Consider the following 22,434-nt stretch of genomic DNA (forward strand, 5'->3'; position numbering starts at 1 on the left):
TCAATTAACAAAAACGAAGAGTTTGATTAACAAATTTATGCTCAAACGCTCATTTTTAGCGCTCGTTTGTTTTCGCAAACGTTTATATATGCACAATAGAACCGTGCTAGATAAGCATAAATATTAAAGGACTCTTAACATGACAACGAACAAACACCCCTCACTGCTCGGAGAATGTTTGGCCGAGTTTATCGGTACAGGATTACTTATCTTTTTTGGCGTAGGCTGTGTTGCTGCACTCGTTTTGACCGGGGCTCAATTTGGTCAATGGGAAATCAGTATTGTATGGGGCTTTGGCGTCGCCATCGCTATTTACTGTACTGCGGGCGTATCCGGTGCACACATCAACCCTGCCGTAACTATCGCACTGGCGATGTTCCATGGATTTGATAAGGCGAAAGTTGTGCCTTATATCATTGCGCAAATGCTAGGTGCATTTTGCTCTGCTGCTTTGGTCTACAGCTTGTACAGCAACCTCTTTACGGATTACGAAATCGCACACAACTTCGTTCGTAGCAGCCAAGACGCATTAGCCACAGCGGGCATTTTCTCGACTTACCCACATGCTTCTCTCTCTTTCTTTGGCGCTTTTGCTGTGGAATTCGTGATTACTGCAGTGCTGATGTTTGCCATTCTTGCTCTTGGTGATGAGAACAATGGCGCACCTCGCGGCGCGATGAACCCTCTACTGATCGGTATCCTAATTGCGGTAATCGGCGGTTCTCTAGGTCCACTAACAGGTTTTGCGATGAACCCTGCACGTGACTTTGGTCCTAAGCTGTTTGCCTACTTCGCAGGTTGGGATTATGCCCTGACTGGCGCGCGTGAAATTCCATACTTTATTGTTCCAATTCTTGCTCCTATCGCAGGTGCTTGCTTCGGTGGTTGGTTGTACCCGAAAGCGATTGCTGCATATCTGCCAAAGCAAGGTCACGGCTGTACAATCCCTAACCAGTGCGAAACCGAAGAAGAAGCAGAACAAGCGCAAGCTTAACCCCTACCAATTCGAACATTTACTAAAATATAAATAACGAAACAAAAGGATTCTTACCATGACTGAGCAAAAATACATTGTTGCCCTAGACCAAGGCACGACAAGCTCTCGTGCTGTCATTCTGGATCATGACGCGAATATCGTAAGCGTCGCTCAGCGAGAATTTACTCAGATTTATCCAGAGGCTGGTTGGGTTGAACATGACCCAATGGAAATCTGGGCAACTCAAAGCTCTACCTTGGTTGAAGCACTTGCGAAAACCGGCATCCGTAGCGACCAACTTGCAGGTATCGGTATTACCAACCAACGTGAAACGACGATTGTATGGAACAAAGAAACAGGCAAACCGGTTTACAACGCGATCGTATGGCAATGCCGCCGCACTGCCGATATTTGTGAAGAATTAAAAGCGCGCGGACTAGAAGATTACGTTCGCGACAATACAGGTCTGGTTCTAGACCCTTACTTCTCGGGTACAAAAGTAAAGTGGATTCTAGATAACGTTGAAGGCGCACGTGAAGATGCTGAAGCAGGCAAGCTGCTATTCGGTACTGTTGATACCTGGTTGGTTTGGAAGATGACACAAGGTCGCGTTCACGTAACCGACTACACCAATGCTTCTCGTACCATGCTGTTCAACATTAATGACCTATGCTGGGATCAAAAAATGCTGGATGAGATGGGCATCCCTGCATCCATGATGCCTGAAGTAAAACGCTCATCAGAAATCTACGGTCAAACCAACATTGGTGGTAAAGGTGGTACTCGTATCCCAATTGCAGGCATTGCAGGTGACCAACAAGCCGCTCTTTACGGTCAGATGTGTGTTGAAGCTGGTCAAGCGAAGAACACCTACGGCACAGGTTGTTTCTTGTTGATGAATACGGGTCAAGAGAAGGTAACATCGAAAAATGGTCTGTTGACCACGCTAGCATGCGGTCCAAAAGGTGAGCCAGCTTACGCCCTTGAGGGTGCGGTATTCATGGGTGGCGCTTCAATTCAATGGCTACGTGATGAAATGAAGATTCTGGCTGGTGCCGAAGATTCAGAATACTTTGCGACCAAAGTTGATACTTCAAATGGTGTTTACGTGGTTCCTGCGTTTACTGGTCTGGGCGCACCATATTGGGATGCTTACGCTCGCGGTACGATTGTCGGTCTAACTCGTGGTGTAAACTCTAACCACATTATCCGTGCAACTTTGGAAGGTATCGCTTACCAAACTCGTGATGTGCTGGATGCAATGCAAGCAGACTCGGGCATCAAGCTCGCGAACCTTCGTGTAGATGGCGGCGCAGTGGCGAACAACTTCTTAATGCAGTTCCAGTCTGATGTTCTTAATACCGAAGTTCACCGTCCTCAAGTAACTGAAGTGACCGCTTTGGGTGCAGCATACCTAGCCGGTCTAGCGGTTGGTTTCTGGAATAGCATTGATGAGCTGCAAGACAAAGCAGTGCTCGATCGCACATTCGAACCACACGATGATGAAGAAAAACGTAACCGTCGTTACAAAGGTTGGAAGCGCGCAGTCAAGTGTGCTCAAACTTGGTCTGAGCTTCACGACGAAGACGATTAATTTCTGATAAACGATTAGTTTCCCCCTGATTAATCGTAAAGAGCGCCGACTTGGCGCTCTTTTTTTGCGTTCGATCGCGGATTCCCTATTCCCACGACTTCTCACAATGCGCTAATTCGAGCACAATAGAGCGAGTTTCTATATTCGAATTTGAAGCATTGGCGATTACCAGTGCACAAGGGAGTGCTAAGTGAAGCAAATACCAAGACACCAACAGATTGTTGAGTTGGTGAAAAAACAAGGCTACGTCAGCACGGATGAGCTGGTAGAAAAATTTAATGTCAGTCCTCAAACTATCCGTCGCGACTTAAACGACCTTGCTGATGAAAACAAGATTCGACGCTACCACGGTGGTGCTACCATTCCTCTCAGTTCAGAGAACACGTCATATAACACGCGTAAAGCGCTTAACTTCAATGAAAAAGATGTCATTGCGGAAGAACTAGTAAAGCACATTCCAGATGGCGCAACCTTGTTTATTGATATCGGTACCACGCCAGAAGCCGTCGCTCGAGCGCTCAATAAAAACCACAAACAACTTCGCGTGGTGACCAATAACATTAATGTTGCCACCATTCTTTTACCAAACCCAGAAATCAAAGTTATTTTGGCGGGCGGTGAAGTTCGCAACCGTGACGGCGGTATTGTCGGTGAAGCGACGCTCGATTTCGTCAAACAATTCCGCCTCGATTTCGGCATTTTAGGCATCAGTGGTATCGATTTTGATGGCTCACTACTGGACTTTGATTATCATGAAGTTCGCGTTAAACAGGCAATTATTGATAACAGCCGCAGTGTGTTCCTTGCGGTTGACCATTCGAAATTTGGTCGCAATGCTATGGTGAAACTGGGCAATATCGCGCAATTGAACATGGTATTCACCAACAAACAACCACCAGAAGAGATTCTTGCGATTCTAAAAGATGCCTCGGTTCCCCTTGAAGTGGTTGATACACAAATAGAAAGATCTGAGAACGAATAGCAAATTACCTCTCTTTCTATACGAATAAATGACCTCTGTCTTAATTAGGCAGAGTTTTTTTTGTGCCCAAATCACACAAAGCGCTCACAAACGAAAATAAATAATGACCACAAACGAAACCTAAGCTAGGATAAACTCATGTTCTAAAATGCTCGTTCGCTCACCAAGAGGTCAAATTTATGAGTATCCAACAAAATGCTTCCACGACTAACGCATCCCCTACTTTAGACCTGATCGTGATCGGTGGCGGCATTAACGGGGCTGGTATTGCTGCAGATGCTGCTGGTCGTGGTTTAAGCGTCGGTTTATACGAAGCTAATGACTTCGCATCGGCAACCTCTTCTGCAAGTTCAAAACTGATCCACGGCGGATTACGTTACCTTGAACACTATGAGTTTCGTTTAGTTTCGGAAGCGCTCGCTGAACGTGAAGTGATCTTACGTAAAGCACCACATGTGGCTCTACCAATGCGCTTCCGTTTACCTCATCGCCCATTTTTACGCCCAGCTTGGATGATCCGCTGTGGTTTGTTCCTTTACGATAACTTGGGTAAACGAACCACACTGCCAGGCAGCAAAACTGTCAACCTAGCAAAATCAGGTCTTTTGAAACCTGAAATGAAAACCGGTTTCGAATACTCAGATTGTTGGGTAGACGATGCGCGCTTAGTCTTACTTAACGTTCTGGCTGCAAAAGAGAATAACGCAGAAGTTCGCAACTACTGCCGCGTAGAAAAAGCACACCGTGAAGGCGGCATTTGGCATGTCACTATTCATGACGTCACAACAGACCAACGTTTCGAACGTAAAGCGAAAGCTCTGGTTAACGCTGCTGGTCCATGGGTGAAACAGTTCTTTGATGAAGGATTAGAGCAAACCTCCCCTCGCAACATTCGTTTGATCAAAGGCTCGCACATCGTTGTTCCTCGTATCCACAACGAGCCGCAAGCCTACATCCTACAAAACAAAGATAACCGCATCGTATTTATGATCCCTTACTTAGATAAGTTCTCGATCATTGGTACCACAGATGTGGAATACAAAGGCGATCCGCGTGAAGTCGCGATCTCCGAAGATGAAGTCGATTACTTGATCGATATTGTTAACCAACACTTTGTCCACCAGCTAAGCCGCGAAGATGTGGTATGGACTTACAGTGGTGTACGCCCACTGTGTGATGATGAGTCTGACTCACCGCAAGCGATCACACGTGACTACACACTAGAGTTGGATGCTGAATACGACCACGCACCTTTACTTTCAGTGTTCGGCGGCAAGCTCACGACATACCGTAAGCTTGGCGAAGCGGCAATGAAGAAACTTGCACCTTACCTACCTGAAATGGGTAAAGACTGGACGGCAAACCAAACCCTTCCTGGTGGTAACTTCAGTTGCAGCCGTGAGCAACTTGCGAAGATGATTCATGCAAAATACTCGTGGGCATCAGAAGCGATGTTGCTGCGCTACGTGACTCAGTTTGGTACACAAACTTGGGATCTGATGGAAGGCACTAACAGCGTAGAAGATCTTGGTCACTGCTTCTCAGAGCAAGCAAGTGGCGTATATCAACGTGAAATTGATTACTTGATGAATCACGAAATGGCGCTAACCGATGAAGACATCTTATGGCGTCGTACAAAACTTGGTTTATACATGAACGAAGAGGAGAAAATCGCACTGGCAGAATATCTAAAAGAGAAGCTGCAACAAAAGGTCGTTAGCCTCTCACAAGTAAGTTAAATTGGACTCTCCTAATACAAAGCCTGCACCCCGCAGGCTTTTTTTTGGAGCTAAATTCTAATATCAACACCTTCTATCGAAAGCACAAAAAGTTTTAATTTCAGACAATTAACACTCTTACTTATTATTTTCTTCAGTCGGCAATTGCCCTCACCTCTAATTAAATCGGTATCCGATGAAGAAATCGCTATTCCTGAGCTTACTTCTCCTCAGTGGTTGCTCTGTTGCTCCTGAAGAAACACCACCTTGCGCATGTGATGACTACGTACCTCCCTATGTAAAGCCGCCAAGTGCATCTAACCAAGAGAATATCCAACAGTTACTGGCTTACATTGCGCAAAAAGCCAAAGATCGCTGGGGTGAAGATGAGTTCGTCGAAGCGGGAAAACACCGCTACGTGAAATACCTTGATGGTTATAACACCCGCGCTCATATCGACTTCGAAGCGGGAAAAATCTACGTTTCGACAATTTCCCAATACCAGCCAACGGAAAAGCTACAAAAAGCGATTGTACAGACACTACTCATGCCTGCCGATCCAGCACATGCGGAGTTGTTTAGTGACAAGGAAGCGGTATTACGTGGTAAGCCTTTTTTATTGGGGCAAGTTCTCGATCACGATGGAAAACCGATTGAATGGGAATGGCGTGCCAATCGTTACGCAGACTACCTACTCGACAACAAACTGCAAAAGAAAGCCATCAAACACGGCAGTGCTTACTATGTCGAAATCAACATGGTGAAAGATCATCTAGAACAACGCGAATACCAGTACGCTGGCTTGATACGTGACGCTGCAAAACGATATGGTTTATCAGAAGATCTGATTTTCGCCGTGATCAAAACCGAAAGTAGTTTTAACCCTTATGCGGTTTCTCATGCTGGCGCTTACGGCTTGATGCAAGTGATTCCAAAAACAGCGGGTGCGGATGTGTTTAATTTAGTAAAAAACAAACCAGGTATTCCTACCAAAGAATACTTATTCGATCCTGCCAATAACATTGATACTGGTGCAGCGTATTTCTATATATTGAAAAACCGCTATCTACGAGACGTGAAACATCCAACCTCGAAGCACTTTAGTATGATTTCCGCCTACAACGGCGGCACTGGTGGTGTGCTTTCGACGTTTGATAGCGACCGTAAGCGTGCAATGAATGAACTTAACAGCCTCAACCCAACTCAAGTTTATGATGCATTAACCACTCAACACCCAAAAGGGGAAGCGAGACGCTATCTACAGAAAGTTCTTTATTTCCAGAAAGACTTCAGCCAAGGGAATATCTAATTTTACCTAGCCACAAAACGAAAAACGCCGCTTAGTTCCACGGAGGTATAGAACTAAGCGGCCATGTAATTACACGAAAGACACCTATGGGTCTAAAACGTCAATTGGCTAGTTAATCACTCATATTCATACGAGCAATAACAGATACAGAGTATCGAACTCCGCCTTTTCTGGCACGAGCAAAACTCAGATTAGAATTCAACGTTTTTCACATTCTTAATAATTCCCTTACTATTAATGGGTTATTTGCTGAAGCAACATCAAACAAAAAAGGCTTAGCATCTCGCCAAGCCCTTCTTCACTTTCATTTTTCTTCGATTATCCCGGATGACCATCCACACGCGGAGTTATCAACATCACACCAAAACGCCACACAAACATACCAAATGCAAGAATCCATAATGCTGCGCTGATATCAATCCAAAAGAACATCTGTGAAGGAGCAAATATCACACCTAAGCTTCTCGCTAACGCCGCAGCAATCACCGCCGCAAACGCGATACTCATGTTCGGACCTTTGTAAATCATACGTCCAGTGTGCCCCATGGTGACACGAGTAATCATTGCTAGGATTAAGCCACCTAGCGCACCAATCGCAAACAAATGAATCAAGTTGTGGTTGGCAAACGCGTTATCCCAGCAGCCACGTAGGATAAGACTTAAAGGCAGACACAAATAAGCCGCATGTAAAGACCAAACAAGTGGCTCGCTCAGAGTCAACCAAGGTTTCCAGCGTAAGAATCGAACCAATTGGGTGATACCAGCAAACAACATCAGCGGCTTCCCAAGTTCAGCAAACGTCACAGGGAAGAAACTCAGTACAAACAACATGACCAATGGTAGGTTGGCGAGCCAATCTAGCCACATCAGCGGTTGAGCTTTTTCAAAGTTGAAACGACGTGCAGTAAAGAAAGGGATTACTCGCCCACCCATGACAGAAAGCAGTAAAGTGAACCACCACAGCATTGCTTGCCACACAGCAGAAGAGGTAAATGGAGGCATACCTTTCACCGTGGCATAACTGGCAAAGTTCGCAAAGATTGCAAGTAAGAATAACGGAACAAAAAATAGGTTACGCCACCCTTTAGCACGATAAACTCGTATGCCGACCTCATACGCTACAAACAGTAAAAACAGCGCTTCAACACTGCTGGTTAACCAAAGTGGTGCAGGCGTCCAAAGTAGAACTCGAGGAGCAAGCCATAACAAAAACAAGGCTAGCAAGGTGTAGTGCTTCGTCCCATTGATCCCCGTCCAGTTTTGTACCGCAGTCAGAACGAACCCCACCACAATCGCCATAGAGAAACCAAACAGCATTTCATGTACATGCCACCACAAAGCCGGAACACTCAACGCGCTAGGCTGCCCTGTTTGAAACATCCATACCCACAACGCAATCGCGATGATGGCGTAAATAGAGCCAAACAGGAAAAACGGTCTAAACCCAAGTCGCAGCCATGCAGGGATTTTTTCTTCCACTTTTTTATCGGTGATATTCAGCATTGTGATGCCCTTACGTACCAATTCGTACTGTCGAAAAACTTAACGTCAGCGATCTTAACACAAACATGCATAAAAAATACATGTTATAAGATAAGACTATCCTTTAGAGGTAAAACATTGCGCCTGATGCCGTGGAGGCATTTCCTCCCAAGAACGTCAAAATGCTGGGCTCAGTAAGAATGACTTAGATATCATATTTAGGTATAACGGATAGAACGGAATTCGTCGAAGTAAAAGGGAACAATCACGATGTATATATTTGGCTACGGCAGCTTAATCAATTCGGCCTCACGTGAGCTTACAGGGCAAACGGGTGAAGCAATTCCCGTTATTGCCCATGGGTTAGTGCGCTATTGGGGCAAAGTCGACGACAGCTATATCTTGTCACCGCTGGTTGTGAATGAAGGCGAAGGGCAAGTGAACGGTGTGCTGCTCGAAGTAGACCACCAAGCGCTGACTGAATTTGACCGCCGCGAACGTGGCTATCATCGTATTCAAATTCGTCCTGAACAAATCGAAACTGACATCAGCTTTAATCCAGATCATGAGATTTGGGTTTACGTGAAAAGCGATCCCCTTCCACCCTGCACGCTCAGCCCAATCATGCAAAGTTATGTAGATACTGTTTTAGCAGGATGCTTGGAAGTCTCTCACGCGTTTGCTGAACACTTTGTTCGCCATACTATAGGTTGGCAACACGCCAAAGAGAATGACCGCCACCAGCCCAAGTATGGCAACCTTGCGGGTGTGCAAGATCATCATTATGAATTAATAGATAACCTGATCAAAAAGGGAGCCTAGTGGCTCCCTTCCATTTTTCATATTCGACAAATATCTGATTAGAATTTGTAGTCTAGACCTACGTAAAAGCCATCAAAATCAAAATCTAAATCGCCGCCATTTTCAACATCAATCGTGACCGAAGACGCACGGTAACCACCAGAAACAATCAGACCAGAAGCAAATTCATAACCTGCTTCAGCACCGTAGTTGAAACCAATATCGCTACCATCTGTTGATATTGAGCTAGAAGATGCAGTTGGAACATCCAACTTCAGGTCAACACCCATCACGCCCAAGCCAGCCACAGCGCCTAAGTAGAAACCTGTGCCTGTGAAGTAGTATTTAGGTTTCGCATTAAGATTCGCAGCGTAACCTTCAACTTCAATGCTCGCATTGTGCGCAGTGCCAAACTGATCGATGAAGTATCCGTTCTCTTTAAAGCTGCCAAAGTGAATAAACTCACCCTCAAAAGCTAATACAAACTGCTGAGAGAGCGCCATCTCTTTACCAACAGCGATACCAAAGCCTGTTGAAGACGATGAATCAATGTTCAACTCTGTATCGATCTCAGTGTTATGAATATCCGCACCAATATACCAACCACTATTTGCTTGAACCGACGCTGAAGCAACCACTGCACCTAAAGCCAATAAAGGCAAAACCTTTTTCATTATAATTTCCTATATTTTCATACTGTTAAACAGTTTTAAATCAAGAAAATTATAAATAAAGGTGAATATGAATCAACTCACTCATTTATAAAATGAGACATAAACCATAAGCATTTGTTATATAAATAAATTTAACTTACAGCTTAAACAATTCGCACGCCTGATGGCATTGCGCGTTCCGGTGTCAGTAATACGCTTTCCGACTCATCATCAGTTTCAGCGCACAGCAGCATACACTCAGAGGTTTCACCACGCATCTTAGCTTTTGCTAGATTACACAGCACTACCACTTGTTTACCCATTAACTCTTCTTCTGTGTAGTACGGTACAAGGCTCGTGACCGTTTGCAGGGTTTTCTCACCGACATCGATCTGCACAATGTACAGCTTGTCTGCATTCTCGTGGCGCGCCACCTCAATAATTTTTCCAGTGCGAATTTCTAACTTTGCAAAGTCTGAGTAAGCGATCGTTTCCATTAATTAAAACTCCGGTAAAATTTTACTAAAACAAGTTCAACATTAACAGTTAAGGCTTTAAATACAAGAGGTGAAGATCGCATTTTGATGCGTAAAGGTCGTATGAATTGCAAATATCCTTTACCAAATATCACTCAGTTTCGGCCATCCCCACGCCGTAATCTCAACACCTTTGAAAATATCTTGAAAGCTTAGTGTTTGTTGATGGTGAAGCATTGGACTAACCAAGCCTTCGTATATGAGGACGGAGCCTAACTGTTCTAATTGATTCAAGTATTCACTAGGAGAAAAGCGCGCACGGATCTGGTTAATTTCGGTGATCAACCACTCTCTCACTTCAGCGCCAATCGACGCATGTAAAACCGGGTCACTGAGGAAATATAAAAGCGCAGATACTTGACGGTTATCATCTAGGTTAAAGCTGCCAAATACGATCTCTTCATCAAAGCTTTCACTCAACGCTTTTTCAATATACGCCTCAAATGAGTAAACAATTATATGCACCTCAATCCCCTCTTTGACCAATATCTCTTGAGTGGCTTTTGCACAACGTTGCAAACCAAGATGGGAATAACAGGCGATGCGAATAGAATCGGGCGGCACCACCTTATGACTTTTGATGTGTTTTACGTTGTGCCAGAAAGGGAAAAAATTGTGTGCAACTTCGGCTCCAAACGTTGTCTTGCTCTGCTCAAGCTGCTGCCAAATCTTGTTCCCATTGAGTTTGTCACTTAACCAACGGCGTTGAGAATAGGAGAGGTTTGAGTTGTGCTGATTGAAAAGCATAATTAAACACCCTTCCTCAATACGAGCTCGAGAACGGGTATGCTCTTTATCTATGCTGAATTGATTAAAGTCGTCATTATGGTTGGTGATAATTTTCTTCGAATATTGTTCAGTCTCAGAGAGCTCACGCGTGGCGTTTTCAGAAGCCGCATGAACACTATTCAACGACCAGATCGTCACTTTGTCTGTCAACGAACGAAACGCATGAAAACGCTCATTCGCAACCAGAGTTAATTTACTATCGGTGTGAGATTCTAAAGAGAAAATCCCGCATCCAACAATATCCGGCGAATGCTTGTTCAATTGCTCTGGTGGTTGCAGAGAATATTTCAAATCACTAAGGAGAGCAGCAAAACCTTTATCAGGACGGCTAAGTTCTATCGATAAACGATAAGGGGACTCGACAATGATGTTTTCAAGGTGATCGAGTTCATTCTTATAATACGAGCGAGCCTTCAGTTGGCTTAGCAACTGTGAAACAACGACGGCATCGACTTTGACGCCCGAATGAAAATAGACGGACGGACGAAGATAAAAAGTCCACGTTCGCCACGCCTCATCCGCCTCCCAATAATGGGCAATATTGGTGACAACTTCCCCTTTTGAGTTCATATCGACCAAACAGGCATGAATTTGACGAATTAAAAATCGCTCGCTATTTCGGTGGGGAGTTGCAGGTGTTAAAGGCGCAAATGTACGATTGTAAGTCAGTTGAACGTTCACTCTTCCTTCGGTGATTTGAGCGCCAGAGGTTTGCTTTAACAGTTGCTCGAACACGGCTTGATCATAATCGAGGAACTCTAAAGCTCGGTCGTATTTTGTCTCTTGAATCCATTCCAACGCGATGGCGCATTTCACCTCTGCTCGATCAAACTTACGGATCAAGGTTGAGCGCTGGTTTCGCCCTACTCTTGGTATCCACGCTATCCAGTTAAGCTCATTCATTTGCTTAAGAATCGTCCGAGCATGTCTTGAACCTGTAAACATCTTCTCTGCTATGTCGGCTAACGTCACAGCGTGCTCTTCTCGCAATTCAAATGTTTCCAAACGTTCGTAGTATCGAAATAGATTAATACTCTCCAAAACAGGCTCTCCAAAGTTCATTTCCTATTCCTTATATTAGCTACAACCCCGCTCCTTCAAGTAAAAAGGTCTAAAAACTTAAATATTAGGAACCAAGAAAACAAAAAACACTCTGTTTTTTCATGCCTTATTTTTAATCAAAATACTCTCAGATTCTGACGCAGTCCTATGGTTGAGTGATTGAAAAATGCCGTTTCAAATTATAAAAGCACCTCGTTCTTTCACTCGAACACGTTATTTATAAAGCTTTAGCGATAGCAACCTGTTTTATGTTTATGCTCCAAACCCCCGCAAACCATAATCGCGATGCTATCGCTAATCCCCTCGCTTCCCACAGTTTGTTCATGACTGCGCCCACCAAGATTTTCATATAACACGTTGGAGTATATTTATGTTTGCTAACTTTTTTGCCAACCTTTCTAAGGTCGGTAAGGCGCTCATGTTGCCAATTGCCTCGATGCCGGCAGCGGGTATTCTTTTAGGTATTGGCTCGGCACAATTTGGTTTTATTCCCCCCGTCGTATCTGAATTGATGGCGGAAGCTGGCGGTGCAGTGTTTGGCAACCTACCACTTATTTTTGCGCTTGGTGTTGCTATCTCATTTACCAACAACGACGGCGTTGGTGCGGTTGCTGCAGGTATTGGCTACTACGTATTAGTCGCGACTTTAAAAGTCATGGCAGGCGTACTGGGAGTGGATCACATCGACACTGGCGTACTCGGCGGTATCATCTCTGGTGCGGTTGGTGCGTATATGTTTAATCGCTTCTACACCATTAAGATGCCAGCTTATTTGGCCTTCTTTGCTGGTAAACGATTTGTCCCAATCGTAACGTCATTTTCTATGTTGTTCTTAGGCATCGCTATTGCCTTTGTTTGGCAACCTATCGGTGCAGGCATTGATTGGTTCGGCACTTGGGCAACAGAACAAAATCCGTTAGTCGCATTCTGGGCTTACGGCACTGCTGAGCGAGCATTGATTCCATTTGGTCTGCACCATGTCATCAACGTGATTATTCAGCTACAAGCTGGGGAGTTTGTGAATGCAGCAGGTCAAGTGTTCCACGGTGAAATCCCTCGTTTCTTCGCCGGCGATCCGAATGCAGGCAACTTGGCAGGTGGTTACTTATTTAAGATGTTTGGTCTGCCTGCTGCTGCGATTGCAATTGGCCGAGCTGCAAAGCCAGAGAACCGTACCAAAGTTATGGGCATCATGATCTCAGCGGCACTGACGTCATTCCTAACTGGTATCACTGAACCTATCGAATTTGCGTTCTTGTTCATCTCACCAGTGCTTTACGTGATTCATGCGATCATTGCAGGTCTGGCTTACCCGCTGTGTATTATGTTGGGTGTCAAACATGGTTACAGCTTTAGTGCTGGTCTGATCGACTACGTGACCTTCTTTGGTATTTCCACCAAAGGTTGGATGATCATCCCATTAGGCTTGGCATACGCAGCGCTCTACTACATCGTATTCACTTGGTTTATTAAGACGTTCGATTTGAAAACACCTGGACGTGAAGAGCAAGATAGCAGCGAAGCCATCAATGACACGAGCTCAGAATTTGCCAGTGAACTAGTCAGTGCATTTGGTGGCAAGCAAAACATCTTAAGCACGGATGCTTGCATCACTCGTTTGCGAATCCAAGTTACAGATCAAGACAAAGTCGACGAAGCAAAACTGAAAGCACTTGGCGCAGCAGGCGTCGTACGAGTCGGCACTGGGGTACAAGCTATCTTCGGCGGAAACAGCGATGTGTACAAAACCCAAATGGTTGACTGGATGAACAATAACTAGTGCCCCAAATGCCATTATCTATGGTCTACATGTTAAAAACATAAACGACAAATCGCGGTGATATCTAATGACCGCGATTTTTGTTTTCTCACTATAAAATGATTCAAACCTTCCTTACATAAGATAACGTTTACACTTAATATATCTCTAATAAATTCATAGAGTAATGAGCCATTGGTTGCAATATAAATAGGTGCCAATTGCACTTATTACACAATGGGTGTTTAATACTCCGGTTAACGTTTTTAGCCAACGAAAGGTTCCTCATGGCAACAATCAAGGATGTCGCGAAAGAAGCGGGTGTATCAGTCGCTACCGTTTCTCGTGTGATCAACAAATCACCCAAGGCAAGCCAAACTTCTATCGATGCAGTGACTAAAGCGATGAGCAAACTTGGCTATCGCCCTAACGCGGCGGCACGAGCGCTCGTCAGTCAAAGTACCAATACGATGGGCGTGCTGGTGAGTGATGTCTCTGACCCCTTCTTTGGCACCATGGTCAAATCAGTTGATAACGTCGCAAGAGAAAATGGTAAACACATTCTGATTGGCAATGGTTATCACAATCCAGAAGATGAACGACAAGCGTTAGAGTTGCTGATTAATAGCCGCTGTGAGGCGATTGTGATCCACTCTAAAGGCTTATCAGATGAAGAATTGATTGGCTATGCCAAAGAAGTAAAAGGGATGGTATTGATCAACCGCCACATTCCTGAGTTAGCAGAGCGTTGTATCTCTCTCGATAACCGTAAAGGTGCGTACCTCGCGACAGAATATTTACTTCGTCATGGGCATACCAAGATAGCTTGTATCGCTTCTTCACATGACATTGAAGATACCGATGAGCGCTTGCAAGGTTACCAAGCGGCGCTGAAAGACCACAAGATTGAACTGTCGAAAAGTTACGTTGAATATGGTGAACCAAACAGTGATGGTGGTGAAATAGCAATGACCAACTTACTGACGAAATCACTCGAAATCACCGGTGTCGTGGCTTACAACGATTACATGGCAGCCGGGGCACTTGCCGTATTAGATCAAAACGGAATCAGCGTACCAGAGAAAGTCTCTATGGTCGGTTTTGACGATGGTTTAATTGCTCGCTTCGTCAATCCAAGTTTGACGACAATTCGTTACCCAATTGAAATGATGGCAGAACGCGCTGCTCGACTAGCGTTGGCATTATCACGAGATGAACAAGTGGAAGAAGACACGATCATCTTCAGCCCAACCTTAGTTCGTCGCAACTCGGTTGACCGCCTCTAACTCTGCACCCAATCTAAAATACGAAATAAAAAAGCTCTGCTACAGAAGTACCAGAGCTTTTTTGTTTTTAGTTCAACTAAGCTTTTGACCTACTGTAGGCAAAAAGCTCATGGCAACCCAAAAGGCTAAAAATCAATACCTTAACTAAAAAGCAAACTGAAACGTGGTACTGAATCGATACGCTTGCTCAGGTTCAAGAATACAACTTGGTTGCCCCCACTCAGCATGGTTCGGTGAATCTGGCAAAAACTGAGTTTCTAACGCCAAGCCCGTGTAGTCTTGGTATTCCCCACCGCGACGGTTTGGTGCACCCGCTAACCAGTTACCCGTATATAATTGCATGGCAGGCTTATTGGTCACGACAGACATATGCACTTTTCCATCCGGAGAAACCACCCGGGCAACGGGTTTTGAAACGTCGCGATGAGCATCAAATAGATAGCTGTGGTCATAACCTTTCGCTGCAATCTGCTGCTCATCTTGTAAGAAATGCTCCGATACTGGCTTTTCATTTCTAAAATCAAAGCCTGTTCCTTTCACATCTTGCAATGTCCCCAAAGGAATACCGACCTCGTTAGTTGGTAGATATTGATCTGCTGCGATGGTTAAACGGTGAGAACGGCAATCCAAATCGGCTTCCGCACCAAGCAAATTAAAGTAAGCGTGGTTGGTTAAGTTCACTGGTGTTGCTTTGTCTGTCTTTGCGAAATACGCAATGCTCACTTGGTTGTCATCAGTCAGGGTATACGTCACATGGACTTCGAGGTTCCCCGGAAAACCTTGATCACCATCTTCAGACAACAAAGAAAACGTCACTTGCTGTTCGGACTGAGACTCAATGTTCCAGCGGCGCTTATCAAACCCTTCCTCACCACCGTGTAAGCAGTTTCCCGCTTGGTTAGTGGAGACTTGAAATGCTTCGCCATTAACCTCAAAAAGCCCATTGGCGATGCGGTTTGCGTAGCGACCAACAGTGACACCCATATAACACTGTTGATGCATGAAACTCCCCATCGTCCCCACTCCGAGAAGCACTTCGCGCAACTCCCCATTCGCCAAAGGTAAACGACAACTCAGCCATGTCGCGCCAATATCCATAAAGGAAACGCTCATGCCTGTGTTATTTTTCAGTTCGACCACTTTGGCAGGCTCACCATCAAAAGCAGCCTGCTGTGTCATCGTGATGGTTAATGGCTCGGTCATATCTCGCTCCTACTAAAGCTGCGGTGCGCTTAAAGCACTTCGACTAAGCTAGCGCCATTTTTCGCTTGGCACACGTAGATAGATTCTTTCAACCCTGTTGCTGCTTGGTATTTAGCTTCAACGGTTGCTTTCACGTCATCCACTAATGCAGGCGGTACAAGAGCGACAATACAACCGCCAAAGCCTCCGCCAGTCATGCGTACACCGCCTTGCTCACCGATGACCTCTTTCACCATCTCAACCAATGTATCGATTTCTTTTACTGTGATTTCAAAATCATCACGCATTGAAGCATGAGACTCTGCCATCAACTCACCCATGCGCTTCATGTCGTGTGCGCGAAGAGCTTGTGCGGCTTCGACCGTGCGATCGTTTTCTGTGATCACGTGGCGAGCACGTTTTGCCACCATTTCATCCAGCTCAGACACTTTCTGGTTAAACTGCTCAATGCTCACATCACGGAGTGCTTTTACGCCGAAGATGCGTGCCGCTTCTTCACACTGCTCACGGCGCGTGTTGTATTCGCTGTCTACCAAGCCACGTTTTTTGTTCGAGTTGATGATCACCACGGCCATGTCTTCAGGCATTGATACCGCTTCAGTTTCTAGGCTGCGGCAATCCAACAGCATGGCGTGATTTTCACGGCCTTCTGCCGAAATCATTTGGTCCATAATGCCGCAGTTACAACCAACGAATTCGTTCTCTGCTTGCTGGCCGTTTAGCGCGATTTCCGCTTGGCTGATTTCTAGATTGAACAGCACTTTGAATGTTTGACCAATCACCACTTCCAACGCTGCCGACGAGCTTAAACCCGCACCTTGAGGCACGTTACCGCTAACAGAAATATCCGCACCAGAGAATTGGTAACCACGAGCAAGAAGACACTTCACCACACCGCGAATGTAGTTCGCCCACATTTTGTCTTGCTGGAATGTGATTTCTTGCGTGATGTCGAATTCATCAACTGCGTTGCCGTAATCCACAGAAACCACGCGCACTAGGTTGTCTTCACGTTTTGCTGCTGCCACAACCGTTTGGTAGTTGATCGCACATGGCAATACAAAACCATCGTTGTAATCAGTGTGTTCACCAATCAGGTTGACACGACCAGGTGCTTGAATAATGTGGCTTGGAGCGTAACCCAGCACTTGTTCAAAAGAGGTTTTAACGTTTTGGATTAAATCAGACATAGTAAAATCTCAGCATAAAATTTTTGTGTGAATTCTCGACAGCTTTCATATCTCGCAATCAGAAACGACATATTTGATTGTCTAACATTTGTCATTCCGGGCGATCCCTAGCGAGCATCCGGAATCTACGTTCAGCGCACTCTGATGGTAGATTCCGTATCACGCTCGTTCCTCGCTGTACGGAATGACATCTTTCGTATTTATCGTTAGTTACTGTTCTTTGTAGTGCACATCGCTTAGGTCACGTAGGCGCTGTGCTGCTTGCTCTGCGGTTAAGTCGCGTTGGTTTTCTGCCAACATTTCATAACCCACCATGAACTTACGCACTGTTGCGCTACGCAGTAGCGGCGGGTAGAACAAGGCATGCAGTTGCCAATGATCGATATCAGTACCTTCTTCAAAGAACGGCGCGTAATGCCAGCCCATTGAGTAAGGGAAAGAGCATTGGAATAGGTTGTCGTAACGGCTAGTTAGCTTTTTGATTGCAACCGCAAGGTCATCACGTTGCTCATCGGTTAGCTCACTCATTCGACGAATGTGCGTTTTAGGCAGTAGCATGGTTTCGAATGGCCACGCAGCCCAGTAAGGTACAACAGCAATCCAGTGCTCAGTCTCAACCACAGTACGTGAGCCATCTTTGAGTTCAGCTTGCACGTAATCCACCAGCAAGTTACTGCCATGGCCTTGGTAGTACGCTTTTAAGTTGTGCTCTTTACGCTCAATTTCATTTGGTAAGAAGCTATTCGCCCAGATTTGACCGTGTGGATGAGGTTGAGAACATCCCATCGCTTCGCCTTTGTTCTCAAATGCTTGCACCCACACGTAGTCTTTGCCAAGCTCTTCGATTTGCTCATTCCAGGTGTCAATCACGCCACGAATTTTGTCGACTGGTAGTTCCGGTAGCGTTTTGCTGTGATCGGGAGAGAAGCAAATCACTCGGCTCAACCCGCGCACGCCTTGAGTCTTGAACAAAGGGCTGTCTGACTCAGGTGCATCTGGAGAATCCATCATCAACGCAGCAAAGTCATTCTTAAATACGTAGGTGCCTTGGTAATCTGGGTTTACATCTCCAGAAATGCGCTCGTTCGTTGGACATAGGAAACACTTCTCATCGTAACTAGGCAGTTGATCGATAGACGGTTTCTCATCGGCACCACTCCAAGGGCGTTTTGCACGATGCGGTGACACTAAAATCCACTGACCCGTTAGTGGGTTGTAGCGACGATGTGGGTGATCCACTGGGTTAAATTCAACATTCGACATCTTACTTACTCAACTTTTAAAATTTCTTTCATCTGCATTCCCCAATGAAATTGGAGTTGCTGCTAGGCGGTAAGCTTTCCAATATCCATGAGCATAGGTTTTCTATGTGATTGGAATTGGAAAGTACAGGCGACAACGCTGCAGCATCAATTACGCAGGGGAATAGCCTTGCGGGTTATTTGACTGCCATTTCCACGTGTCCGCCGTCATTTCAGTAACGCTGCGAGTCGCTTTCCAGCCAAGATCTCGCTCTGCTTTTTCAGTACTTGCCCAACATTCTGCAATGTCACCAGGACGGCGAGGACACAGCTCGTAAGGCACTGGCTTACCGCAAGCCAACGCGAACGCTTCCACCATATCAAGCACGCTAGAGCCTTTTCCCGTACCTAAGTTGTAAATGTGCAAACCGGCTTTATCACCGACCGATTTCAGCGCTGCGATATGACCGTCCGCTAAGTCCATCACGTGGATGTAATCACGAACGCCCGTGCCGTCTGGTGTTGGGTAGTCATTGCCGAATACCGACAGTTTTTCACGGCGACCGACTGCGACTTGTGCAATGAACGGCATTAGGTTGTTTGGAATACCTTGAGGGTCCTCACCCATGGTGCCGGATGGATGTGCACCCACTGGGTTGAAATAGCGCAGTAAAGTAATGCTCCAATCGTTTTCTGCGTTGAACAGATCACTTAAGCACTCTTCCACCATGTACTTGCTACGACCGTATGGGTTGGTGGTTGCGCCCGTTGGCGAGTCTTCAGTAATAGGTACAATGTCAGGGTCGCCGTACACCGTCGCGGATGAACTGAAGACAATGCTTTTCACCCCAGCTTTGCGCATACTGCGTGCCAAAACGAGCGAGCCATTCACGTTGTTATCGTAGTACTCCAACGGCTTCGCAACGGATTCTCCAACGGCTTTTAGACCAGCGAAGTGAATCACGGCTTGGATATCATGCTCAGCAAAAACCGAGTCTAAAAAGGCTTCATCACGAATATCACCTTGATGGAAGACGGGTTGTTTACCTGTCAGCGCTTCAATACGACTAAGCACTTCTACTTTGGCGTTACACAAGTTATCGACAATGATTGGCTCCATACCTGCTTCAATCATCTGTACGCATGTGTGGCTACCGATGTACCCCATACCGCCTGTGATAAGAACTTTCACTTTTGCTTCCCCATTGTTGCTGCTCATGCTTGGTAACGATTTGAGCCTATTAACCAAGCAAATTCGCAGATCGCTTAACTGGTTAAAAGTCTACCAACCAAAACCGATCTAGATCCGTGATCAAATTCAAACTTGTGTAAACGTTTCCACAAAATTGCACAACACATAAAACTTAATAAGATTAAAGAAAACTTATTCATTTAAGGAATCAAAACGAAAAAATACTAGACAAGATGTATAAACGTTTACATCTTCACAGCAACATTAAAAGGTGACGCGCAACGCAAGAAAGATCAGGCTTCGCTTTAGATCCCTGACATTGCTCTTACAAAACAAGGTGCAAAGCTCGTTACAGTAGCCCCGCCCCAAATGTAACCATTTGTAACAAGACTAAAATCCATGTCTTTTCTTTTATTGGGGCACATTGAGCACAAAGACCAAACCTAAAGGGCATCCATGCTACGCAAGCGAAACGAATTCCGAGACCACAATCAGGAAGTAAGATTGTTTAAAAACCGCGCCATCGTTGCTTTTATCGGCATGGTTATTTTGTTGGGAGGACTGGTTGCTAACCTTTATAACTTGCAGGTTAATCACTTCAAAGATTACCAAACTCGCTCGAACGACAACCGAATCAAGATCCTGCCAATAGCCCCTACCCGTGGTCTTATATATGACCGAAATGGCGTTTTGTTGGCTGAGAACCGTCCTGTTTATAACTTAGATATGATCCCAGAACAGGCGGACGATCCAGATGCATTAATTGAAAAACTGCGTCACTATATTGATATCACCCCAGATCAAGTCGAATCCTTTAAAAAGCGTTACAAGCACACTCGCCGCTTTCGTTCTGTCACGATCATGAACGAACTGAATGACAAGCAAGTGGCGCGCTTTTCTGTTCATCAGCACGAGTTTAACGGCGTCTTTGTTACCGCAGATCTCAAACGTTACTACCCTTACGGCGAAGAACTGACCCATGTTTTGGGTTACGTTTCTCACATCAACGATCGAGACTTGCGTCGACTGGATGAAGAAGGCAAAGCACAGAATTATCAGGCAACGCAAAACATCGGCAAGTTAGGTGTTGAACGTTATTACGAAGACATCCTCCACGGCACCAAAGGCTACGAGGAAGTAGAGGTAAACAGTCGCGGTCGCGTGATTCGTACGATCAAATATGTGCCGCCAGTTCCCGGAAAAGACATCGTATTGAATCTGGATATTGAGCTACAAGAGTATGTCTACAAACAACTCAACCATCGCCAAGGCAGCGCAGTCGTGCTCGATCCACGCGACAATAGCGTATTAGCCATGGCATCAAGTCCGAGTTATGACCCAAACCCTTTTGTTAACGGCATATCTAGCAAAGCCTACCGTGCCTTACTCAATGATCCAGCTCACCCACTTGTGAACCGTACAACGCTTGGCGTTTACCCTCCTGCTTCTACGGTAAAACCTTTTATGGCCGTCGCTGGGCTTGAAGAACACGTTATCACACCAAGTACCGTGCGCAACGATCACGGTCTCTGGCGTATTCCTGGCTCTAAACCAAATTCAAAAGCATGGCGAGATTGGAAACGTTGGGGTCACGGCAACGTGGATGTCACCAAGGCAATTGAGGAATCAGTTGATTCCTTCTTTTATCAGACCGCATTTGACCTTGGGATTGACCGCATTTCGAAATGGATGAATAAGTTTGGCTTTGGCTTGCCAACGGGTATCGATATTTACGAAGAAAGCAGCGCAAACATGCCAACACGAGAATGGAAAATCGCACGTCATCGCACCCCTTGGTATCAAGGTGATACGGTGCCTATCGGTATTGGGCAAGGTTATTGGACAGCAACACCAATGCAGATAGCCAAAGCAACATCATTCCTCATTAATCATGGCGAAATGAAAGCGCCACACCTTCTCAAAGCCGTGATTGAACATGGGGAAGACTTCGAAAACCAAGTCGATGTTAAACCAAAAGCGCTGCCTTCTATCGAAGGAGTACCAGAGAAGTTCTGGGATATTCCAATCAACGCCATGCGCTTGGTAAATAATGGGGCTCATGGTTCTGGTCGCCGTGCATTTAGAGGCGCAGAGTACAGCAGTGGCGGTAAGTCAGGTACTGCGCAGGTATTTGGTCTGCGCAAAGACGAAGTCTACAACTCCAAAAAACTCGCAAACCACCTACTCGACCACGCATTGTTTACCGCGTTTGCACCATACGATAAACCCAAATACGTGGCGACCGTGGTTATCGAGCACGGTAATGGTGGCTCTAAAGTGGGCGCGCCGTTCATTCGAAATGTGTTTGATCACTTGCTTGTCCATCACGACAAAGACGACAGCAATAAGGTGAAGTCTTAAATACGCCAGAACAACACCCAATAAACAAAGCCTGAGTGGATGTCCTAGCCACTTGGGCTTTTGTTTGTTTTCCAGCACAACCCCACCCACCCAAATTCTATAAAATACAAAAAATGTGAGATAAATCAGAAGCGAATAACAACGAGAAGAACATCACTATCAATAACCCCCCTTTCGTTTGCTAAAACGAAATCATCAATAGTTCACCCCTCATCACTAAGAAAATAAAGTTTTTGGATTTCACTCTTTTTAAACCGAAAGACAATTTGCGCAAATTGGAAAAGCAGAAGATTTGTGACA

Annotated in this window: 17 protein-coding genes; 9 read left to right on the top strand and 8 right to left on the bottom strand. The window is 45.4% G+C overall.

All coding sequences use genetic code 11. The features are described from left to right. The first annotated feature begins 139 nt into the window (after positions 1-139). The 5 genes from AACR11_RS10600 (at position 140) to mltC (ending at position 6,579) form a co-directional block, all read left to right on the top strand. The gene (locus AACR11_RS10600) at positions 140-994 is read left to right on the top strand and encodes an MIP/aquaporin family protein (protein ID WP_005450895.1); all 855 of its coding nucleotides are present in this window, start codon (positions 140-142) and stop codon (positions 992-994) included. Between the two features lie 58 nt (positions 995-1,052). Beyond that, a complete protein-coding gene (glpK, locus tag AACR11_RS10605; protein ID WP_005450894.1) occupies positions 1,053-2,570 on the top strand; it encodes a glycerol kinase GlpK in 1,518 nt (505 codons plus the stop codon). 190 nt (positions 2,571-2,760) lie between these two features. Beyond that, positions 2,761-3,552 carry a DeoR/GlpR family transcriptional regulator gene (locus AACR11_RS10610; protein ID WP_005450892.1) on the top strand — a complete coding sequence of 264 codons (792 nt, stop codon included), beginning with the start codon at positions 2,761-2,763 and terminating at the stop codon, positions 3,550-3,552. A 179-nt stretch (positions 3,553-3,731) separates the two neighbouring features. Next, on the top strand, positions 3,732-5,291 hold the full coding sequence (glpD, locus tag AACR11_RS10615) for a glycerol-3-phosphate dehydrogenase (RefSeq protein ID WP_005450890.1): 1,560 nt from the start codon (positions 3,732-3,734) through the stop codon (positions 5,289-5,291). A gap of 175 nt (positions 5,292-5,466) precedes the next feature. Further along, positions 5,467-6,579, top strand: a complete 1,113-nt coding sequence (gene mltC / locus AACR11_RS10620) for a membrane-bound lytic murein transglycosylase MltC (protein ID WP_017189193.1) — start codon at positions 5,467-5,469, stop codon at positions 6,577-6,579. Between the two features lie 318 nt (positions 6,580-6,897). Here mltC and AACR11_RS10625 read toward each other — a convergent pair whose 3' ends face one another. Continuing rightward, positions 6,898-8,082, bottom strand: a complete 1,185-nt coding sequence (locus AACR11_RS10625; RefSeq protein ID WP_029790410.1) for an NnrS family protein — start codon at positions 8,080-8,082, stop codon at positions 6,898-6,900. Between the two features lie 249 nt (positions 8,083-8,331). Between AACR11_RS10625 and AACR11_RS10630 the strand changes: the two genes are divergently transcribed. Beyond that, positions 8,332-8,883 carry a gamma-glutamylcyclotransferase family protein gene (locus AACR11_RS10630; protein ID WP_005450884.1) on the top strand — a complete coding sequence of 184 codons (552 nt, stop codon included), beginning with the start codon at positions 8,332-8,334 and terminating at the stop codon, positions 8,881-8,883. Positions 8,884-8,921: 38 nt separating this feature from the next. Here AACR11_RS10630 and AACR11_RS10635 read toward each other — a convergent pair whose 3' ends face one another. The 3 genes from AACR11_RS10635 to AACR11_RS10645 form a co-directional block, all read right to left on the bottom strand. Next, complete coding sequence (locus tag AACR11_RS10635; protein ID WP_005450882.1) at positions 8,922-9,536, bottom strand: outer membrane beta-barrel protein; 615 nt, start codon at positions 9,534-9,536, stop codon at positions 8,922-8,924. Positions 9,537-9,679: 143 nt separating this feature from the next. Next, positions 9,680-10,012, bottom strand: coding sequence for a tRNA-binding protein (locus AACR11_RS10640; protein ID WP_009698684.1), 333 nt, complete (start codon positions 10,010-10,012; stop codon positions 9,680-9,682). Between the two features lie 120 nt (positions 10,013-10,132). Then, positions 10,133-11,902, bottom strand: coding sequence for an SgrR family transcriptional regulator (locus AACR11_RS10645; RefSeq protein ID WP_029790409.1), 1,770 nt, complete (start codon positions 11,900-11,902; stop codon positions 10,133-10,135). A 370-nt stretch (positions 11,903-12,272) separates the two neighbouring features. On the opposite strand from AACR11_RS10645, the gene ptsG reads away from it, so the two are divergent. Beyond that, the gene (ptsG, locus tag AACR11_RS10650; RefSeq protein ID WP_017189189.1) at positions 12,273-13,682 is read left to right on the top strand and encodes a PTS glucose transporter subunit IIBC; all 1,410 of its coding nucleotides are present in this window, start codon (positions 12,273-12,275) and stop codon (positions 13,680-13,682) included. 266 nt (positions 13,683-13,948) lie between these two features. Further along, complete coding sequence (locus AACR11_RS10655) at positions 13,949-14,947, top strand: substrate-binding domain-containing protein (protein WP_009698687.1); 999 nt, start codon at positions 13,949-13,951, stop codon at positions 14,945-14,947. Between the two features lie 144 nt (positions 14,948-15,091). On the opposite strand, the gene galM is transcribed toward AACR11_RS10655, so the two are convergent. The 4 genes from galM to galE form a co-directional block, all read right to left on the bottom strand. Beyond that, the gene (gene galM / locus AACR11_RS10660; protein WP_029790408.1) at positions 15,092-16,150 is read right to left on the bottom strand and encodes a galactose-1-epimerase; all 1,059 of its coding nucleotides are present in this window, start codon (positions 16,148-16,150) and stop codon (positions 15,092-15,094) included. A gap of 29 nt (positions 16,151-16,179) precedes the next feature. Continuing rightward, positions 16,180-17,340, bottom strand: coding sequence for a galactokinase (gene galK, locus AACR11_RS10665; RefSeq protein WP_029790407.1), 1,161 nt, complete (start codon positions 17,338-17,340; stop codon positions 16,180-16,182). Positions 17,341-17,550: 210 nt separating this feature from the next. Beyond that, positions 17,551-18,603, bottom strand: a complete 1,053-nt coding sequence (locus AACR11_RS10670; RefSeq protein ID WP_029790406.1) for a UDP-glucose--hexose-1-phosphate uridylyltransferase — start codon at positions 18,601-18,603, stop codon at positions 17,551-17,553. Between the two features lie 150 nt (positions 18,604-18,753). Beyond that, the gene (galE, locus tag AACR11_RS10675; protein WP_050921731.1) at positions 18,754-19,773 is read right to left on the bottom strand and encodes a UDP-glucose 4-epimerase GalE; all 1,020 of its coding nucleotides are present in this window, start codon (positions 19,771-19,773) and stop codon (positions 18,754-18,756) included. 456 nt (positions 19,774-20,229) lie between these two features. On the opposite strand from galE, the gene mrdA reads away from it, so the two are divergent. After that, complete coding sequence (mrdA, locus tag AACR11_RS10680) at positions 20,230-22,134, top strand: penicillin-binding protein 2 (protein WP_029790404.1); 1,905 nt, start codon at positions 20,230-20,232, stop codon at positions 22,132-22,134. Positions 22,135-22,434 lie beyond the last annotated feature (300 nt).

Origin of the sequence: Vibrio sp. L85 (genome assembly GCF_963871815.1) — a bacterium.
Lineage (GTDB): Bacteria > Pseudomonadota > Gammaproteobacteria > Enterobacterales > Vibrionaceae > Vibrio > Vibrio harveyi.